We start from the raw sequence: 16,653 nt of genomic DNA, 5'->3' as shown, positions 1-16,653 counted from the left end.
AGGAGCATAATTATGAATAAAAATTGGTGGAAAGAAGCAGTAGCGTATCAAGTTTATCCAAGAAGTTTTAATGATACTAACAATGATGGTATTGGTGATTTACCAGGTGTAATCGAAAAATTAGACTATCTTAAAGACTTAGGTATTGATGTTATATGGCTAAGTCCAATGTATAAATCACCTAATGATGATAATGGATATGATATCAGTGATTATCAAGATATTATGGATGAATTTGGTACAATGGAAGATTTTGATCGTCTATTAAAAGGTGTACATGACCGTGGTATGAAACTAATATTAGATTTAGTCGTTAACCATACATCTGATGAGCATCCTTGGTTTATTGAATCAAAATCTAGTAAAGAGAACCCTAAAAGAGACTGGTACATATGGGCAGACCCTAAAGATGATGGTTCTGAACCAAATAATTGGGAGAGCATTTTTAATGGTTCAACATGGCAATTTGATGAAACAACTAATCAATATTACTTCCATTTATTTAGTAAAAAACAACCAGATTTAAATTGGGATAATCCAGAAGTACGTGAATCAGTATTCAACATGATGAATTGGTGGTTTGAAAAGGGTATTGATGGATTCCGTGTCGATGCTATTACACATATCAAGAAAACATTTGAAGCTGGTGACTTACCTGTACCAGAAGGAAAAAAATATGCTCCAGCCTTTGATGTAGATATGAATCAACCTGGTATTCACAATTGGCTACAAGAAATGAAAGATGAGTCACTAAGCCAATATGATATTATGACTGTTGGAGAAGCCAACGGTGTAACTCCAGATAATGCAGAAGAGTGGGTTGGAGAAGATAAAGGTAAATTCAATATGATCTTCCAATTTGAACATTTAGGTTTATGGAGTACTGGTGATTCTCAATTTGACGTTAAATCATATAAAGAGGTGTTAAATCGCTGGCAAAAGAGACTAGAAGGAATTGGTTGGAATGCACTTTTCATAGAAAACCATGATCAACCTCGTCGTGTATCAACTTGGGGTAACGATAAAGATTACTGGTTTGAATCTGCTACAAGCCATGCCGTTGTGTATTTCTTACAGCAAGGTACACCTTTTATCTATCAAGGACAAGAAATTGGTATGACCAATTATCCTTTTGAAAGTATTGAAACGTTTAATGATGTTGCGGTTAGAAATGAATATAAAATTGTAAAAGAACAAGGTGGAGACGTTGATCAATTATTAGATAAGTATAGAATGGAAAATCGTGATAATTCTCGTACACCTATGCAATGGAATGATTCTACAAATGGTGGCTTCACAGAGGGAAAACCTTGGTTCCCTGTTAATCCAAATTATAGAGATATTAATGTAGCTCATCAATTAGAAGACGAGCATTCTGTACTTAATTTTTACAAAAAATTGATTCAATTAAAGAAATCTCATGAAATTTATACGTACGGACAGTTTGATTTAATTGATGCAGAAAATGAAAATGTGTTTGCTTATACTAGGCAATTAGAAGGCAAAACTGTAGTGGTTGCAGGTAACTTAACTGATAAACAAAGTTCATTAACATTACCTTTTGATATCGATGAGAATGCAATCAAATTACATAACTACAATAGTCAATTAGATTCAAAATCACTTAAGCCATTCGAAGCATTTGTAGCAGAAATTTAATTCATAAGCAATATTAGGACATACTTTTTTTGTCCTAACCTCGTTTTCTTTTGAAAAATAAAAAATCATTTTACGGCCGTAAATAATACATGACTCATATATTAGAGATGATATAATAAATAAGTCGCCTATCTCTCAGGCGTTTATCTATACGCAGAGAGGGGGTGCTAAAATGGCAGATATTCTTGTGCACATCGTAGCCACAGTAACAAGTGGTTGTATTGTTGCGTTATTTTCGTATTGGCTTCGAAACCGTAACAATAAGTAAATAGGCGACAAGCCACACCAAAAAAATCCCCTCACTACTGGCATAGTGAGGGGATTGGTGCATAAAATGCAGATATTCTTGTTAGTTAGATTATAACACTTATCGTTATAGATTTGCAAAAAGATATGGTGCTTTGATTAGAGAATGTATTTCTTTGATATTTACAAATCATAATTTTCTTGTTCAATTGGCAACCATAATTGAATTTTAGTGAATGGGTCCTCAAATGAGACATCAAAGGGATATATTTCAACATATAAGCTATCTCTTTCATAAGGTAAAGTAAGTTGTAAACTTGATTCGATATAATACCAAGCTTCATTAACCGCATAGTCTATTTCACCTTGGAGATTAAATTTCGCATAATGTCTTCCAGGTAATATTCTACTTTCTAAATGAGATGGATATCTATCACTTGGAACACCAATAAATAATTCCAATCCATTATCTAATGGACAAGTGATTACAAACAACTCATATGGACTTATGTTATTATACCTTTTTAAATCTTTTATTTTACCATCAAGAATTAAATCTTCTAAAAAATCAGGAACTTTATAAGGATTAGATAAATTATTTGCTTCAATATAACGTACATAACCTACTAATGCTATATCTTCCGTGGTATCTAGTCTATATGGATAAGGTGCTCGTTCAGTAGTTGTCAACTTTATATATAAACGTTCTTGTAATTTTAATTCATCTTTTTTTGTAGATGCTTGAATTGGTGAAATTCCATGAAAATCACTAAAATCATTCGCAAAATCATTTGAACTATGATAGTTATACTTTTTTGCGACATCTACTAACCTCGAAGAACTTTGAACCATTTCTTTAGCAGCTGCAGTCATTTTTCTTGCGTGTGCGTAATGTTCAGGTGATTGTCCAACAATCATTTTAAATGATTGATCAAGATGGTAAGGAGAAAGACCAACGTAATCACTCAAATCTTGCAAATTAAACGGCTCTAATAAACGATCTTCGATAAATACAATTGCCTGTTGTATCTGCTTGATAACGTCCAAAACTCTCACTCCAATAAATTTACAATCATTAACTTTTATTTTACCTTATTTTTAGAAAATATACATCTTAACATGTGCCATATTGAAAATTTTTTAATAGAAAAGGGTGGTAGGACAAAATTTAAAATCAATTCATTGTCCCACCACCAAAAGAATGACTATAGTTGAAAGAGGCTGGCTATAAGCACATGCTCAATTTAGGTAGCTACTATTAAAATAATACTTGAACTCAAAATATTACTTTAGTCCAGAAGGCTTCACTATAGGCTTATCAATTGTCTATTTATTGTATATCATCCCACCAATGATTACCATCTCTACTTAATAGTAAATCACTTTCTAATGGTCCATTTGTACCTGACTCATAGTTAGGGAAGTTAGGTTCATTCATTGTCCATTCATCTTGTATAACATCAACAAACTTCCATGTAGATTTTAATTCTTCCCAATGTGTAAAGTTTGTAGCATCACCTTTTAAACAATCGAATAATAAATTTTCATAGGCATCCACAGTGTTCATCTTATCTTGAGCACTCATTGCATATGATAATTGAACGGGTTCTGTATCAATACCTTGGATGTTCTTTTTCGCGTTTAAATGAAGTGATATACCCTCATTAGGTTGAATATTAATAACTAATAAGTTTGAATCCAACAATTTATCGGTCTGATAGTATAAGTTCATTGGTACTTCTTTGAACTCAACTACAACTTGAATCGATTTAGATTTCATACGTTTTCCCGTTCTAATATAGAAAGGTACACCAGCCCAACGGAAGTTATCAATTGTTAGTCGGCCTGATACAAAAGTTGGAGTATTTGAATCTTCGGCTACTCGATCTTCATCTCGATAGGCAATGACTTTTTCACCATCAATAAATCCTTCATCATACTGTCCACGTACAAAATTTTGTTTTACTTCTTGAGGTTCAAGCTGTCTAAGTGATTTCAATACTTTAACTTTTTCAGCACGTATATCTTCACTATTTAAGCTAATTGGCGCTTCCATAGCTAAAAGGGCCACCATTTGTAACATATGATTTTGTACCATATCTTTTAATGCGCCACTAGATTCATAATAACCTCCACGGTCCTCAACACCTAATACTTCTGAGGATGTTACTTGAATGTTTGAAATATATTTATTATTCCATAATGGTTCAAACATCGCATTTGAAAAGCGTAAGACTTCTATATTTTGAACCATATCTTTACCTAAATAATGATCAATTCTGTATATTTCTTCTTCTTTAAATGAGCGTCTTAATTGATTGTTTAATTGCTCAGCCGATTTTAAATCACTGCCAAATGGTTTTTCAATAACTAATCGTTTAAAACCAGTAGTATCGGTTAAACCAGATGATTTTAAGTAATCCGAAATAATACCAAAGAATTGAGGTGCCATTGCTAAATAAAATAAGCGATTTCCTTTTAACTGATATTGTGAATCTAATTCATTTGAAAAACTCAATAATGAATAATAACTTTGTTCATCACTTACATCATGTTTAAAATAATAGACATGTTCCATAAATGCATCTATTTGATCCGTATCTTTGACATGCTTTTGGATAGAACTTTTAACTTGTTCACGAAAGACTTCGTTCGTGTAATCTCTACGTCCAATTCCAATTATTGCAATATGTTCATCTAAATTATCTTGTTGAAATAAATGGAATAGTGATGGAAATAATTTTCTATGACTTAAATCTCCGGTAGCACCGAAAATAGTAATTAAACAAGGAATATGTTTAGAATGTTTACTCAAGTTCAAAACCTCAATTCTATTAATACTATGATTGTATTATTATAAATTATATTTGCACCGCTTCAAACTGATTTGCCTAATATTTATTATTTTGCTAGGGCACTTATATAATGGAATGATGCACAATTTAATATCATTATAACTCAAAATGTATCTAATGCATTTATTTTATGTCTTTTTATAGCAAAAATAATCACATATGATAAAATATAATGAAGGAAAAGGAGGCATATGCATGGAAGTTACATTCTTCGGAACAAGTGCTGGGTTACCTACTAAAGAGAGAAATACTCAAGCTATAGCTTTGAACCTTGAACCTTTTTCGAATAGTATATGGCTATTTGATGTCGGAGAGGGCACACAACATCAAATTTTACATCATTCAATTAAGCTAGGAAAAGTTGACCATATTTTTATAACGCATATGCACGGAGATCATATTTTCGGATTGCCTGGACTACTTACAAGCCGTTCTTTTCAAGGTGGAGAAGACAAACCACTGACAGTTATTGGTCCTAGAGGTTTACAGCAATTTATTGAGACTACACTAAGATTATCTGAATCTCATCTAAACTATCCGATTACTTATATAGAAATTGATAATCATTTCACATATCATCATAAAGGATTCTCAATTAGTGCACATTTGTTAAATCATGGTATCCCTTCTTATGGTTATCGCATTGAATCTCCGACGACACCAGGAACAATTGATGTTGAGGCACTTAAATCTATTGGTTTATATCCTGGACCAAAATATCAAGAAGTAAAATCTTATGATAATTTTGAATATGAAGGACAAGTATATAATTCGGATGATTTCAAAGGGCCAGCTAAACCCGGACCAATTATATCCATCTTTGGTGATACAAAACCATGTCAGTCGGAATTAAGCATTGCTAAAGATTCTGATGTAATGATTCATGAAGCTACATACATTGAAGGCGAAAAAACATTAGCAAATAATTATCACCATAGTCATATTGAAGATGTTTTTGAATTAATAAAACAAGCTAATGTAAAAAGAAGCTTAATCACACATTTAAGTAATCGCTATAATCACGAGAATATTCAACTTATTAAACAACAATTAAAGACACATGAAGACGTTCCAAATTTTGAATTTGTTAAAGATTTTGATACGTTTAAAATTTAATAACTACTAATTCTTTAACTCTTTAAAGTAAGTATAATTAAAATTACAAAGTAAGAGACTAGGATATAGAAGTCACAGAGAAATCATTATCCTAGTCTCTTTTACAGTAAAATTTAATTATCTTCATTTTTAGATAATTCAACGCTACGATGAACTGCTGCATTCAAACAATCCTTAAAGATTGCTTCAATATCATGTTGAGCTAATGCATTTAAACCCGCTTGAGTTGTTCCACCTTTAGAAGTAATATTTTTACGCAACTGTTCCATACTTAAATCTGATCTTTCAATCATCTTACTTGTACCAATAATTAAATTTTTAATTGATTCTTCAACTTGATCTTTCTCAAGACCTAAATCTGTACCTGCTTTAACATATTGTTCAAAGACATGATATAAAAATGCAGGACCGCTTCCTGTAATCGCAGTTACTTGATGTAAGTGGTCTTCATCCACCTCAATTACTGAACCAAAAGCATTTACTAAATCGATAACCTCTTCCTTTGATTTAGGTCCAAAATTTCCTGAAAAGCTGATACCTGTTACAGAATGACCAACTTGTGCATTTGTATTAGGCATAATTCGAGCGATAGGATTTTCAACATGTAATTGTTCCTGAATATAATTGATAGGTAAACCAGCCATAATAGAAATAAAGCGATTGTTTTCATTGATGTATGGTTGAATTCTTTGTGCTACTTTTTCGAAATCATAAGGTTTAGAACCTAAGAAGACATAATCTGCGTCTTGTAATAAGTTTTCATCATCGTAGCTGTATTCAACACCTAATTCCTCAGCGAAATTTTTTAACGCTTCTTCATTCGATTTATTTGTTAAGTAAATATCATGTGACTTTAATTTTTTTGAATTAATTATACCTTTGAAGATTGCTTGTGCCATATTTCCTGCACCATAAAATACTAATTTCATTGACAACATCATCCTCACTCTTTAATTTATAAAACCATAGTAACATATTAGTAGCACTTTTTTTATAAAAGTTAGTGCTACTATACGCATGAGCTTTAGCTCAGGTGATCCCGGGGCACTTCTTTTTATATAATAGATAACTTTATGTATGAAATGATTTAGGTTATTATAATCTTAATCATAATTAAAGAGGGTATTACTATGTTAGGTAAACATTATATCGTTACTGGAGGCACTAGTGGATTGGGGCTTGAAATCACTAAGCAACTTATCAAAAAAGGGGCTAATGTTACAATTCTTGCTAGGAACAAAGAAAAGTATAAACAAATCAATTTCAAACCATTTGAAAAAAGAGTACAAATGCTAACTTGTGATTTGCAAGATAAAAATGCTATTAGCATGTTACCACAATATATCGATACTCAAATTGACGGTATCATTTATAGTGCTGGGCTTGGGTATTTTAAATCGATAAGTCAACATTCCACTAATGAAATGTTAGAAACTTACGAAGTTAATATCATCGGTTTTAATTTATTACTGCATGCCTTACTGCCATATTTATCCAAACATGCGAGTATTGTAGGGATTTCGAGTCAAGCAGCATTCATCACACAAGCAAATGCGGCTTATTATGGTGCATCTAAAGCGGCTTTTAATGCAGTTCTAAATGCACTTCGTTTAGAACATCCATCTTACCATGTCATGTTAGTTAATCCCGGACCTGTTCGAACGCCTTTTCACGAAAAAGCAGATCCAAGTCTCGCATATGCACATAAGTATGACGCAATGATGTTAGATCCAACACTATTAGCTAAAGATATTATTGACGGTATTATTAAACGTAAATGTGAAATCAATCAACCTAAATGGATGCACTCCGCTTTAAAATTTTATCAATTATGCCCTAGATTTCTTGAATCGCTTTTTCCATTTTTATTTAAGAACAAACAGTAAATAGGAGTGATTGTATGTTATGTTGTGTGAACCGAGACGTCAAACAATGTATTGAGAATGTGAATACACTATCATCACAAACAATTTTTACTATTACAGATTTATTAGGACAAGACTATTATGATTCATTAGATTCTGCCGAACAATCATTTATAAATTTCAAATTTCATGAACTAATATTAAGAGGGGAAATCATGAATGTAGTCATTAAAGAAGAAAGTGAACATGATAAACATAGGTATTTAAAGCAATATTAAATTAAATCAATTTAAATTGAAACAAAAGGTGTGTAGGACAAGTTTTTAATTTATTGTCCCTAACACCTAAGAGATTATTTAAAAATTAATTAAGTATGTTATCTATTTTAAATGTTGAGTATATTCTAAGTTCTTCACTCTTTCTCGAGCTGCTTTCACTTGATCAAGACTTACTTTTTTATTGTAATTATTAACGTTTTCTTCTAATTGTTGTGGCGAACTAGCGCCAATGATAATTGCGCCAAGTGCATCATGAGATTTTAAATATTCAAAAGATAAAGCACTAAGATTACTTTCTATTTCTTTAACAGAAGCAATCGTTTCTCCTAAATCATGATGTGTATAATCAAATATGCCCTCACTAAATTTATGATCTAAAGCATCAATACTATTGGAAGTTAACAACCCTTTAAATACAGGTCCGCGTGCTAACACTTTAACGCCTTTCGCATGGATGTCACTCAATAATTGTTCTGGACGATTATCAATTAAATTAAATTGCGACATAATTGTCTCGATTTCACTATGTTTTAAATAATAATCAATAACATTTGGGCGTATTGAAGAAATACCATATGCCTTAATGATACCTTCTTGCTTTAATTCATTAAATGCACTAATTGTTTCATCCAATGGATCATCTATTGTACCACCATGCAATTGATATAAATCTATATGATCTAGTCCTAATCGTTTTAATGATCCCTTTACACTTTCTTTAATATATTTCTTAGAAGGGTCCCATGTTGTACCTCCATCTTCAGTAGGGCGATTTCCAACTTTTGTTCCAATTACAATATCATCACGATTTTGATATTTTTTTAAAGCTTTGCCCACAATTTTTTCATTAGTCCCTCTATCATAAATATCAGCAGTATCAAAATAAGTGATACCACTTTCGATCGCTTTTTCAATGATAGGTTCAGCATTAGCATACTCTGTACCTAAACTCATACAACCTAACCCTAATTCTGAAATTTCGATGCCACTTTTTAAAATATTCTTTTGCATGTCCAATCTCCTTCCGATAAACTTTAGGTAACGCATTCATCTTACCAATTTATATAATGAATTGAAAGGGACGTGAATTTAATGGAATTTAATGAAAAGACGTTTGATAGAACAGTAATTTATAATGGCAAAATTATAGATTTAGAAATTCATGATGTGGAGTTGCCTGATGGCAATACATCTAGAAGGGAATTAGTCTACCATAACGGTGCAGTGGCAGTCTGTGCAATAACGCCTAATGACGAAGTATTACTTGTTAAGCAATTTCGTAAACCAGTTGAAAAAGCTTTGTTAGAAATACCGGCTGGAAAATTAGAACAAGATGAAGTTCGTGAAGAGGCTGCCAAACGAGAATTAGAAGAAGAAACAGGTTATGTGGCAAATAATTTAGAATTTATAACAGACATGTATGGTTGTCCTGGATTCACAAATGAAAAACTCACTATATACTTCAGCAATAATCTAAGCGAAGGGCAACTTAACCTAGATGAAGATGAGTTTGTTGAATTGCATAAAGTACCGATTTCAGATATAAAAGCATTGCTTGATAATCATGAAATAGAAGATGCTAAAACCATAATTGGTTTACAATATATATTATTAAATTATAATCATTCTAATTAAGTGCTGTAAAGCTCTTGCATTTAATTGAAAATATTGGTAATTTAGTAATTGAAATATTTTCAATTTAAAATGATTATAATTATTGATAGAGGAGTGTCGCTCCCATGGAAGAACGATTAAATCGAGTTAAACAACAATTACAACAATCTTCATATAAATTAACACCACAAAGAGAAGCCACAGTACGAGTTCTAATTGAAAATGAAAAGGATCACCTAAGCGCGGAAGATGTTTATTTAAAAGTGAAAGACAAAGCACCTGAAATTGGACTAGCAACTGTTTATAGAACATTAGAACTTTTAGCTGAAATAAAAGTAGTTGACAAAATTAATTTTGGTGATGGTGTTGCACGCTTTGATTTAAGAAAAGAGGGCGCTAAACACTTCCATCACCATTTAGTGTGTATGGAATGTGGTAAAGTTGATGAAATTCATGAAGACTTATTACCTCAAGTTGAAGAAAGAGTAGAAACAGAATATAACTTTAAAATTCTTGATCACAGATTAACTTTTCACGGCGTTTGCGCTGAATGCCAAGCTAAAGGAAAATAGATTAACTTATAGACTAGGACAATTTTAAATCATTGTCTTAGTCTTTCTTAATACTATTACATAAAAATGATTTTGAGTTTATTCAAATAGAGGTGTTGTCATGGAAACAATTATCGAGGAATATTTAAAATTTATACAAATTGAAAAAGGTTTAAGTGAAAATACGATTGGCGCTTATCGCAGAGATTTGAAAAAATATCAATTATATATGCAAGAACAAAAAATTGCTCATATTGATTTTATAGATAGACAAACAATACAAGAATGCCTTGGTTCTCTAATAGATCAAGGCGCGTCCGCAAAATCTATTGCAAGATTTATTTCAACAATACGTAGTTTTCATCAATTTGCTTTACGCGAAAAATATGCTGCTAAAGATCCCACCGTTTTAATTGAAACGCCTAAGTACGAAAAAAAACTTCCAGATGTTTTAGATGTTGAAGAAGTAATTCAGTTACTAGAAACACCGGATTTAACTAAAAATAATGGGTATCGCGATCGTACAATTTTAGAATTATTATACGCAACAGGCATGCGTGTTACTGAATTAATACAAATTGAGATAGACGATGTCAACTTAATTATGGGATTTGTTAAAGTTTTCGGTAAAGGGAACAAAGAGAGAATCATTCCTTTAGGTGACACTGTCATTGAATATTTAGATACTTATATCAATACTGTTAGACCTCAATTACTTAAAAAAACGGTAACGAATGTACTGTTTTTGAACTTGCATGGTCGACCTTTGACACGTCAAGGTATATGGAAGCTAATTAAACAATATGGTTTAAGAGCGAATATTACTAAAACTTTGACCCCACACACATTAAGACACTCGTTTGCTACTCATTTATTAGAAAATGGCGCAGATTTACGAGCAGTTCAAGAGATGTTAGGTCATTCTGATATTTCTACTACTCAGTTATATACACATGTTTCTAAAACTCAAATCAGACAGATGTATAACCAATTTCATCCGAGAGCCTAGACCACAAATAAATACTCTTAAATTGGGAGTGGATTAAGAGTACTTTCATAAAAGTTTCCAAAAAGATATTTTATAATTAATGTAAGTCGAGCTACACTAAATTTTATTTTAAATCTTTTCCACTCCTAATATTTTGTTTTTCAATCATCGCTTGATGTCTTGCACTGATTACATCACTTCTATCTCGTTTTTTATGATGATTAACTATATATTCATCTTGAGTTAAAAGTGTTGTAAATTTGTAATCTGGATAAGTATTAATAATCTGTTTTTCAAAAATATTATTTATCGGTATGTATACAGGTTTAAAAGATTTTGAATCTTCAATGGATTTAATTTGACTTAAAATTAATGTTTTATAATCTTGCTCATTAAGTTGCAACAACGTTTTATCATTTGCTTTTTCAAAAGTGCTCAATGACTTTTTCAAAGTTACAAGTGCACCTTTTGTATTACCTCTTCTATAATGGTACATAGCAGTTGAAAATAAAATTAAACTCACTATGCCATCCTTTTTAGAAAAATTTATATTTGATTTCCATGCTTCTTCCAAAATATCATGACATAAGAAATAATGTTGGTGTTTGTGAAAATAATAATAAAAATCGATTAAGGCTTTGTCCAATCCATCTCATCCTTAATTTAATGTTTGTATTATTCATGCTATAATATTTTAGGAAATTATGCACGATAGAGATTCAATATGAGGACGATTAATATGTATGAAGTAAAATTAGATGCCTTTAATGGCCCATTAGATTTGCTACTCCACTTAATTCAAAAATATGAAATTGATATTTATGATATACCAATGAAATCATTAACAGAGCAATATATGCAATACGTCCACGCTATGAAGCAACTAGAAATTAATGTAGCTAGTGAATATTTAGTTATGGCTTCAGAGCTATTAATGATAAAAAGTAAATTATTACTCCCTCAACATGATGTAGACGATAACCTTGAAGAAGATCCTCGTGAAGATTTGGTAGGGCGATTAATTGAATATCAAAATTATAAAGAATACACACAATTGTTAACTGAGAAAAAAGAAGAGCGAGAGCACTATTTTACTAAACACCCAACTGACCTATCCCATCTTGAGAAAAACGTAACATGGGATGAAAGCCAAACCTTAGATTTAACAGATTTAATTGTTGCTTATCAACGCGTTAAAAGCAGATTAGCTCTTAATAAACCTAAGACAGTTGAAATAATTAAAGAAAGTTTCACTATTCAACAAGCTACTGAAAAGGTAACTACACAATTAAAGCATCATACATCTTTTAATTTCTTCAGTTTATTTACTTTTAGCGAGCCAATAGAACAGGTGGTTACTCACTTTTTAGCTATATTGGAGATGTCTAAATCAGGAGTAATTAACATAGAACAAGTTAGAAATTTTGATGATATACGTATCATTAGAGGAGTGAATTTTAATATTGGATAAACACGGAATCATAGAAGCATTACTATACACAGCTGGGGATGAAGGGCTTGACGAAAAGCAATTATTAGAAATTCTCGATATTAATCAAGCTAAATTATCTGAATTAATTTCATCATACACCTCTAGTGGTTTAATAATTCAAAAATTTGGTTCAACATATATTTTAACTTCAAAAAAAGAAGCTTCACCTTATATCGAACAATTAATTGAACAAAAATCTAATATGAAATTATCTCAAGCTGCAATGGAAACATTATCAATTATTGCGTATAATCAGCCATTGAGTCGTAGTGACATAGAATTAATTAGAGGAATTAATTCTGATGGTGCAGTTAGAACATTAATTGCACGTGGATTAATTGAAGCTAAAGATGTAGAAAATTCTCGTAGTCATGCTTTACAAACAACGGATTTGTTTTTAAATGTATTTGGAATAGAAAAAATGGAAGATTTACCAACAACTGAAGAAGATGAAGAAGAAATGGAAGATTTCTTTAGTAATTTAGTAAATCAAAAAGGAGATACAAAATGAGTAAAGAATTAGAAAGGCTTCAAAAACGAATTGCTAATAGTGGATACACTTCACGAAGAAAAGCTGAAACTTTAATTACCGAAGGCAAAGTTAAAGTTAACGGGCAAACCGTAACTGAATTAGGTACTAAAGTAAAAAGTTCTGATACAGTTGAGGTTGAAGGAATTAAAATTGAACAAGAAGACAAAATGTATATTTTGTTCTATAAACCAACTCAAGTTATAACAAGTGTGTCTGACGATAGAGGACGAACTGTGGTTACTGACTACTTTAAAGATTTAGAGACAAGAATTTATCCTGTTGGTAGATTAGATTATGATACATCAGGATTATTGTTACTTACTAATGATGGCGAATTTACAAACTTAATGACTCATCCAAGATATCATATTCAAAAAAAATATGTGGCTAAATTAAAAGGTTACCTCATGAGAGAAGAAGTTAAAGCTTTAGAAAATGGAATTGAACTTGAAGATGGTTTTACCCAACCAGCTCAAGTCAAAGTAAAAAAGCAAGATAAAGATAAAAATATTACACTTGTAGAAATCACTATTAGTGAAGGACGAAATCGACAAGTTCGTCGTATGTTCGAGCATTTTGGACATCAAGTTGATAAATTAACAAGAATTGAGTTCGGCAATTTGAACCTTAAAGGATTAAATGCAGGTGAGGGCAGAGTACTGACACCTCATGAAGTTAAAGTATTAAGACATATGGCAGAAAACGGAAAATAAATGAAGTATATTTTACAATAGCAAGAGAAATTAAATGATATTAATTTCTCTTGCTATTTTTTTCACAAAGTTAACTTTAAAGTAAAGCTTTCAATCATGCTGTATGCTATAATAATGAGTGAATTGAGCATGTGTAGGAGGTATAAACAAAATGACAAATGAAATATTAATTGTAGACGATGAGGATAGAATCAGAAGATTATTGAAACTATACCTAGAGAGAGAATCGTTTACGATTCATGAAGCAAGTAATGGCAAAGAAGCTTATAATCTTGCTATAGAAAATGACTATGCGTGCATACTTTTAGACTTGATGTTACCAGAAATGGAAGGTATTGAAGTAGCATCTAAGTTACGTGAACATAAAGACACACCTATTATTATGCTTACAGCTAAAGGCGAAGAAACAAATAGGGTAGAAGGATTTGAGTCTGGCGCAGATGATTATATCGTCAAACCATTCTCACCAAGAGAGGTTGTTTTAAGAGTAAAAGCATTATTACGTAGAACGCAATCTTCTAAACCTGAACAAAGTGAACCTCATGCAAGAGATGTTATTGAATTTAATCATTTAATTATTGATAATGATGCACATCGTGTATTAGCAGATAACCAACAAGTTAATTTAACTCCAAAAGAGTACGAATTACTTATTTATTTAGCTAAGACACCTAATAAAGTGTTTGATCGTGAACAACTTTTAAAAGAAGTATGGCATTATGAATTTTATGGTGATTTAAGAACAGTAGACACTCATGTTAAACGCCTGCGTGAGAAACTTAATCGTGTATCAGAAGATGCTGCACATATGATTCAAACTGTTTGGGGTGTTGGTTACAAATTCGAGGTAAAGTCTAATGACGAATCGACTAAATAGTGTGGTAATAAAACTGTGGTTAACTATACTTTTCATAGTAACGACAGTTTTAATTTTATTAAGTGCGGCATTAATTACTTTTATACAATACTACTACACACAACAAACTGAAAATGCTATAAGAGAAGATGCGTCTAGAATCAGCCACTTAGTTGAACAAGCTGATAATAAAACTTTAGCCATAGAACACAGCCAACAATTAATAGATGGATCAGGTGGCGTTATTATAATGGCTAATAAGTCTTCAAGTTTTAAAAGTTCAAATAGCAATACTAAAGACAAAATGCTTGAAGAGATACACAAGAATTCGCAATTCCAACGCGTCTTCTCTCAAGGAAAGTCTACCACTCAAAATATAACAATAAGTAATAACGGTAATTCCCATTCCTATATTTTGTTAGGCTATCCTATGAAAGCACAAGAAAATGCAAATTCAAAATATAGTGCAGTATTCATTTATCAAGATTTAAAGTCTATTGAAGATACTAATAATGCAATTACCATTATCATTTTAATCACCGCCATTATATTTATCGCTATTTCAACAATATTTGCATTCTTTTTGTCAAATAGAATTACTAAACCTTTACGACATCTTAGAACTCAAGCTATTAATATTTCTAAAGGTGATTATTCAAAACAGACAAGTGTTTCAACTAAAGATGAGATAGGCGAATTATCACATACGTTTAATAATATGAGTTCTGAAATACAAGAGAATATAGAGGCACTTTCAACTCAAAAAAATATAAGAGATAGTTTGATTAATTCTATGATTGAAGGTGTATTGGGTTTAAATGATAAGAGGGAAGTTATTCTTTCAAATAAAATGGCTGACTATATTATTAAATCAATAGACAAAACTGTATATAAAGAAATTGAAAAGCAAATTGAAACTACATTTGTTTCAAAAGACACCGAATTCCAAGAATATGAGATTAACAATAAATATTACGTCATAATCATGAGTTATGTAGAGAGAATTCAACAAGATGGCCGTAGTGGAATTGTAGTCATTATAAGAGATATGACTAATGAACATAATTTAGATCAGATGAAGAAAGATTTCATTGCCAATGTTTCACATGAATTACGTACACCTATTTCGTTATTACAAGGTTACACTGAATCAATTGTAGATGGTATTGTAACCGAACCAGAAGAAATTCGAGATTCTTTATCAATTGTATTAGATGAAACGAAACGTTTAAATCGATTAGTAAATGAATTATTAAATGTGGCTCGCATGGATGCAGAGGGTTTAACTGTTAATAAAGAAAAACAACCCATTAAACCTATACTATCTAAAATGCAAATGAAATATAAACAACAGGCTGATGATTTAGAATTAAATATGTCATTAGAACCAAACATCGGTGATGAATTATGGGAATACGATGCCGATCGCATAGACCAAGTTCTAACAAATTTAATTGACAATGCCACACGTTATACTCAACCAGGTGATTCAATATCAATTACAACAACTACGGATGATTCCTATCAAACGTTGTACATTAAAGATACTGGTAGCGGCATATCTCCAGAGCATATTGAACTCGTATTCGACAGATTTTATAAAGTAGAGGCTTCAAGAACTAGAGGTAAACAGGGAACTGGTTTAGGACTATTTATCTGTAAAATGATAATCGAAGAACATGGTGGTACTATTAAAGTTGAAAGTGAAGTAAACAAAGGTACAACATTCATAATTAAGTTACCAAAGCCTAAAAATAAATATACCTATTAATATATTTATTTTATCTAAGAGCAAACACCTTGTACTTAAGAATGGTGTATTGCTCTTTTTTAAATAAGTCTAAGCACCATTATTGCGCAATGCTTTCACATAAGGTAATATAAAAAT

At 31.3% G+C, this 16,653-nt stretch carries 18 protein-coding genes; 13 read left to right on the top strand and 5 right to left on the bottom strand.

All coding sequences use genetic code 11. The annotated features are described in order from the left end of the window. Positions 1-12 precede the first annotated feature (12 nt). Positions 13-1,659: a glycoside hydrolase family 13 protein gene (locus BB045_RS07420; RefSeq protein ID WP_059776565.1), complete on the top strand. Its 1,647-nt coding sequence runs from the start codon at positions 13-15 to the stop codon at positions 1,657-1,659. A gap of 172 nt (positions 1,660-1,831) precedes the next feature. After that, complete coding sequence (locus BB045_RS12010) at positions 1,832-1,927, top strand: type I toxin-antitoxin system Fst family toxin (RefSeq protein WP_107609979.1); 96 nt, start codon at positions 1,832-1,834, stop codon at positions 1,925-1,927. 161 nt (positions 1,928-2,088) lie between these two features. On the opposite strand, the gene BB045_RS07415 is transcribed toward BB045_RS12010, so the two are convergent. Both BB045_RS07415 and zwf read right to left on the bottom strand, forming a co-directional pair. Beyond that, on the bottom strand, positions 2,089-2,952 hold the full coding sequence (locus BB045_RS07415; protein ID WP_033079852.1) for an AraC family transcriptional regulator: 864 nt from the start codon (positions 2,950-2,952) through the stop codon (positions 2,089-2,091). Between the two features lie 283 nt (positions 2,953-3,235). Beyond that, on the bottom strand, positions 3,236-4,720 hold the full coding sequence (gene zwf / locus BB045_RS07410; RefSeq protein ID WP_033079851.1) for a glucose-6-phosphate dehydrogenase: 1,485 nt from the start codon (positions 4,718-4,720) through the stop codon (positions 3,236-3,238). A gap of 235 nt (positions 4,721-4,955) precedes the next feature. Between zwf and rnz the strand changes: the two genes are divergently transcribed. Further along, positions 4,956-5,876 (top strand): ribonuclease Z, encoded by a 921-nt coding sequence (rnz, locus tag BB045_RS07405; RefSeq protein WP_046309245.1) that lies wholly within the window; start codon positions 4,956-4,958, stop codon positions 5,874-5,876. Positions 5,877-5,989: 113 nt separating this feature from the next. On the opposite strand, the gene proC is transcribed toward rnz, so the two are convergent. Further along, positions 5,990-6,805 (bottom strand): pyrroline-5-carboxylate reductase, encoded by an 816-nt coding sequence (gene proC / locus BB045_RS07400; protein WP_033079849.1) that lies wholly within the window; start codon positions 6,803-6,805, stop codon positions 5,990-5,992. A 201-nt stretch (positions 6,806-7,006) separates the two neighbouring features. On the opposite strand from proC, the gene BB045_RS07395 reads away from it, so the two are divergent. Further along, positions 7,007-7,762 carry an SDR family NAD(P)-dependent oxidoreductase gene (locus BB045_RS07395; RefSeq protein WP_033079848.1) on the top strand — a complete coding sequence of 252 codons (756 nt, stop codon included), beginning with the start codon at positions 7,007-7,009 and terminating at the stop codon, positions 7,760-7,762. Positions 7,763-7,776: 14 nt separating this feature from the next. Next, positions 7,777-8,019, top strand: coding sequence for a hypothetical protein (locus BB045_RS07390; RefSeq protein WP_075140632.1), 243 nt, complete (start codon positions 7,777-7,779; stop codon positions 8,017-8,019). A gap of 102 nt (positions 8,020-8,121) precedes the next feature. On the opposite strand, the gene BB045_RS07385 is transcribed toward BB045_RS07390, so the two are convergent. Further along, complete coding sequence (locus tag BB045_RS07385; RefSeq protein WP_033079847.1) at positions 8,122-9,030, bottom strand: aldo/keto reductase; 909 nt, start codon at positions 9,028-9,030, stop codon at positions 8,122-8,124. A gap of 81 nt (positions 9,031-9,111) precedes the next feature. On the opposite strand from BB045_RS07385, the gene BB045_RS07380 reads away from it, so the two are divergent. From BB045_RS07380 to xerD, 3 genes are all read left to right on the top strand, one after another. Further along, a complete protein-coding gene (locus tag BB045_RS07380) occupies positions 9,112-9,654 on the top strand; it encodes an NUDIX hydrolase (RefSeq protein ID WP_037537035.1) in 543 nt (180 codons plus the stop codon). Between the two features lie 104 nt (positions 9,655-9,758). Continuing rightward, positions 9,759-10,205, top strand: a complete 447-nt coding sequence (gene fur, locus BB045_RS07375; RefSeq protein WP_011275714.1) for a ferric iron uptake transcriptional regulator — start codon at positions 9,759-9,761, stop codon at positions 10,203-10,205. Between the two features lie 100 nt (positions 10,206-10,305). After that, positions 10,306-11,193 (top strand): site-specific tyrosine recombinase XerD, encoded by an 888-nt coding sequence (xerD, locus tag BB045_RS07370; RefSeq protein ID WP_070442911.1) that lies wholly within the window; start codon positions 10,306-10,308, stop codon positions 11,191-11,193. Between the two features lie 103 nt (positions 11,194-11,296). On the opposite strand, the gene BB045_RS07365 is transcribed toward xerD, so the two are convergent. Further along, the gene (locus BB045_RS07365) at positions 11,297-11,818 is read right to left on the bottom strand and encodes a DUF309 domain-containing protein (RefSeq protein WP_070581641.1); all 522 of its coding nucleotides are present in this window, start codon (positions 11,816-11,818) and stop codon (positions 11,297-11,299) included. 93 nt (positions 11,819-11,911) lie between these two features. Here BB045_RS07365 and BB045_RS07360 point away from each other — a divergent pair, with 93 nt between their 5' ends. The 5 genes from BB045_RS07360 (at position 11,912) to BB045_RS07340 (ending at position 16,536) form a co-directional block, all read left to right on the top strand. Next, a complete protein-coding gene (locus BB045_RS07360; RefSeq protein ID WP_070442916.1) occupies positions 11,912-12,643 on the top strand; it encodes a segregation and condensation protein A in 732 nt (243 codons plus the stop codon). Then, positions 12,636-13,175: an SMC-Scp complex subunit ScpB gene (scpB, locus tag BB045_RS07355; protein ID WP_070442919.1), complete on the top strand. Its 540-nt coding sequence runs from the start codon at positions 12,636-12,638 to the stop codon at positions 13,173-13,175. The genes BB045_RS07360 and scpB overlap by 8 nt, the downstream gene beginning before the upstream one ends. Further along, positions 13,172-13,909 carry a pseudouridine synthase gene (locus tag BB045_RS07350; RefSeq protein ID WP_011275719.1) on the top strand — a complete coding sequence of 246 codons (738 nt, stop codon included), beginning with the start codon at positions 13,172-13,174 and terminating at the stop codon, positions 13,907-13,909. The genes scpB and BB045_RS07350 overlap by 4 nt, the downstream gene beginning before the upstream one ends. A 151-nt stretch (positions 13,910-14,060) precedes the next feature. After that, entirely contained in the window at positions 14,061-14,786 is a 726-nt protein-coding gene (locus tag BB045_RS07345; RefSeq protein WP_037550503.1) for a response regulator, read from the top strand. Beyond that, on the top strand, positions 14,767-16,536 hold the full coding sequence (locus BB045_RS07340) for an ATP-binding protein (RefSeq protein ID WP_070581645.1): 1,770 nt from the start codon (positions 14,767-14,769) through the stop codon (positions 16,534-16,536). The genes BB045_RS07345 and BB045_RS07340 overlap by 20 nt, the downstream gene beginning before the upstream one ends. Positions 16,537-16,653: the final 117 nt, after the last annotated feature.

Origin of the sequence: Staphylococcus sp. MB377 (assembly GCF_001922505.1) — a bacterium.
In the GTDB taxonomy this organism is placed as follows: Bacteria; Bacillota; Bacilli; order Staphylococcales; family Staphylococcaceae; genus Staphylococcus; species Staphylococcus haemolyticus.
This window is presented reverse-complemented; position numbering and strand designations above follow the sequence as displayed.

Coding starts and splice junctions, on each gene's coding strand:
- BB045_RS07420 (WP_059776565.1), top strand. CDS start 13: ATGAATAAAAATTGGTGGAAAGAAGCAGTAGCGTATCAAGTTTATCCA.
- BB045_RS12010 (WP_107609979.1), top strand. CDS start 1,832: ATGGCAGATATTCTTGTGCACATCGTAGCCACAGTAACAAGTGGTTGT.
- rnz (WP_046309245.1), top strand. CDS start 4,956: ATGGAAGTTACATTCTTCGGAACAAGTGCTGGGTTACCTACTAAAGAG.
- proC (WP_033079849.1), bottom strand. CDS start 6,805: ATGAAATTAGTATTTTATGGTGCAGGAAATATGGCACAAGCAATCTTC.
- BB045_RS07395 (WP_033079848.1), top strand. CDS start 7,007: ATGTTAGGTAAACATTATATCGTTACTGGAGGCACTAGTGGATTGGGG.
- BB045_RS07390 (WP_075140632.1), top strand. CDS start 7,777: ATGTTATGTTGTGTGAACCGAGACGTCAAACAATGTATTGAGAATGTG.
- BB045_RS07385 (WP_033079847.1), bottom strand. CDS start 9,030: ATGCAAAAGAATATTTTAAAAAGTGGCATCGAAATTTCAGAATTAGGG.
- BB045_RS07380 (WP_037537035.1), top strand. CDS start 9,112: ATGGAATTTAATGAAAAGACGTTTGATAGAACAGTAATTTATAATGGC.
- fur (WP_011275714.1), top strand. CDS start 9,759: ATGGAAGAACGATTAAATCGAGTTAAACAACAATTACAACAATCTTCA.
- xerD (WP_070442911.1), top strand. CDS start 10,306: ATGGAAACAATTATCGAGGAATATTTAAAATTTATACAAATTGAAAAA.
- BB045_RS07360 (WP_070442916.1), top strand. CDS start 11,912: ATGTATGAAGTAAAATTAGATGCCTTTAATGGCCCATTAGATTTGCTA.
- BB045_RS07350 (WP_011275719.1), top strand. CDS start 13,172: ATGAGTAAAGAATTAGAAAGGCTTCAAAAACGAATTGCTAATAGTGGA.
- BB045_RS07345 (WP_037550503.1), top strand. CDS start 14,061: ATGACAAATGAAATATTAATTGTAGACGATGAGGATAGAATCAGAAGA.
- BB045_RS07340 (WP_070581645.1), top strand. CDS start 14,767: ATGACGAATCGACTAAATAGTGTGGTAATAAAACTGTGGTTAACTATA.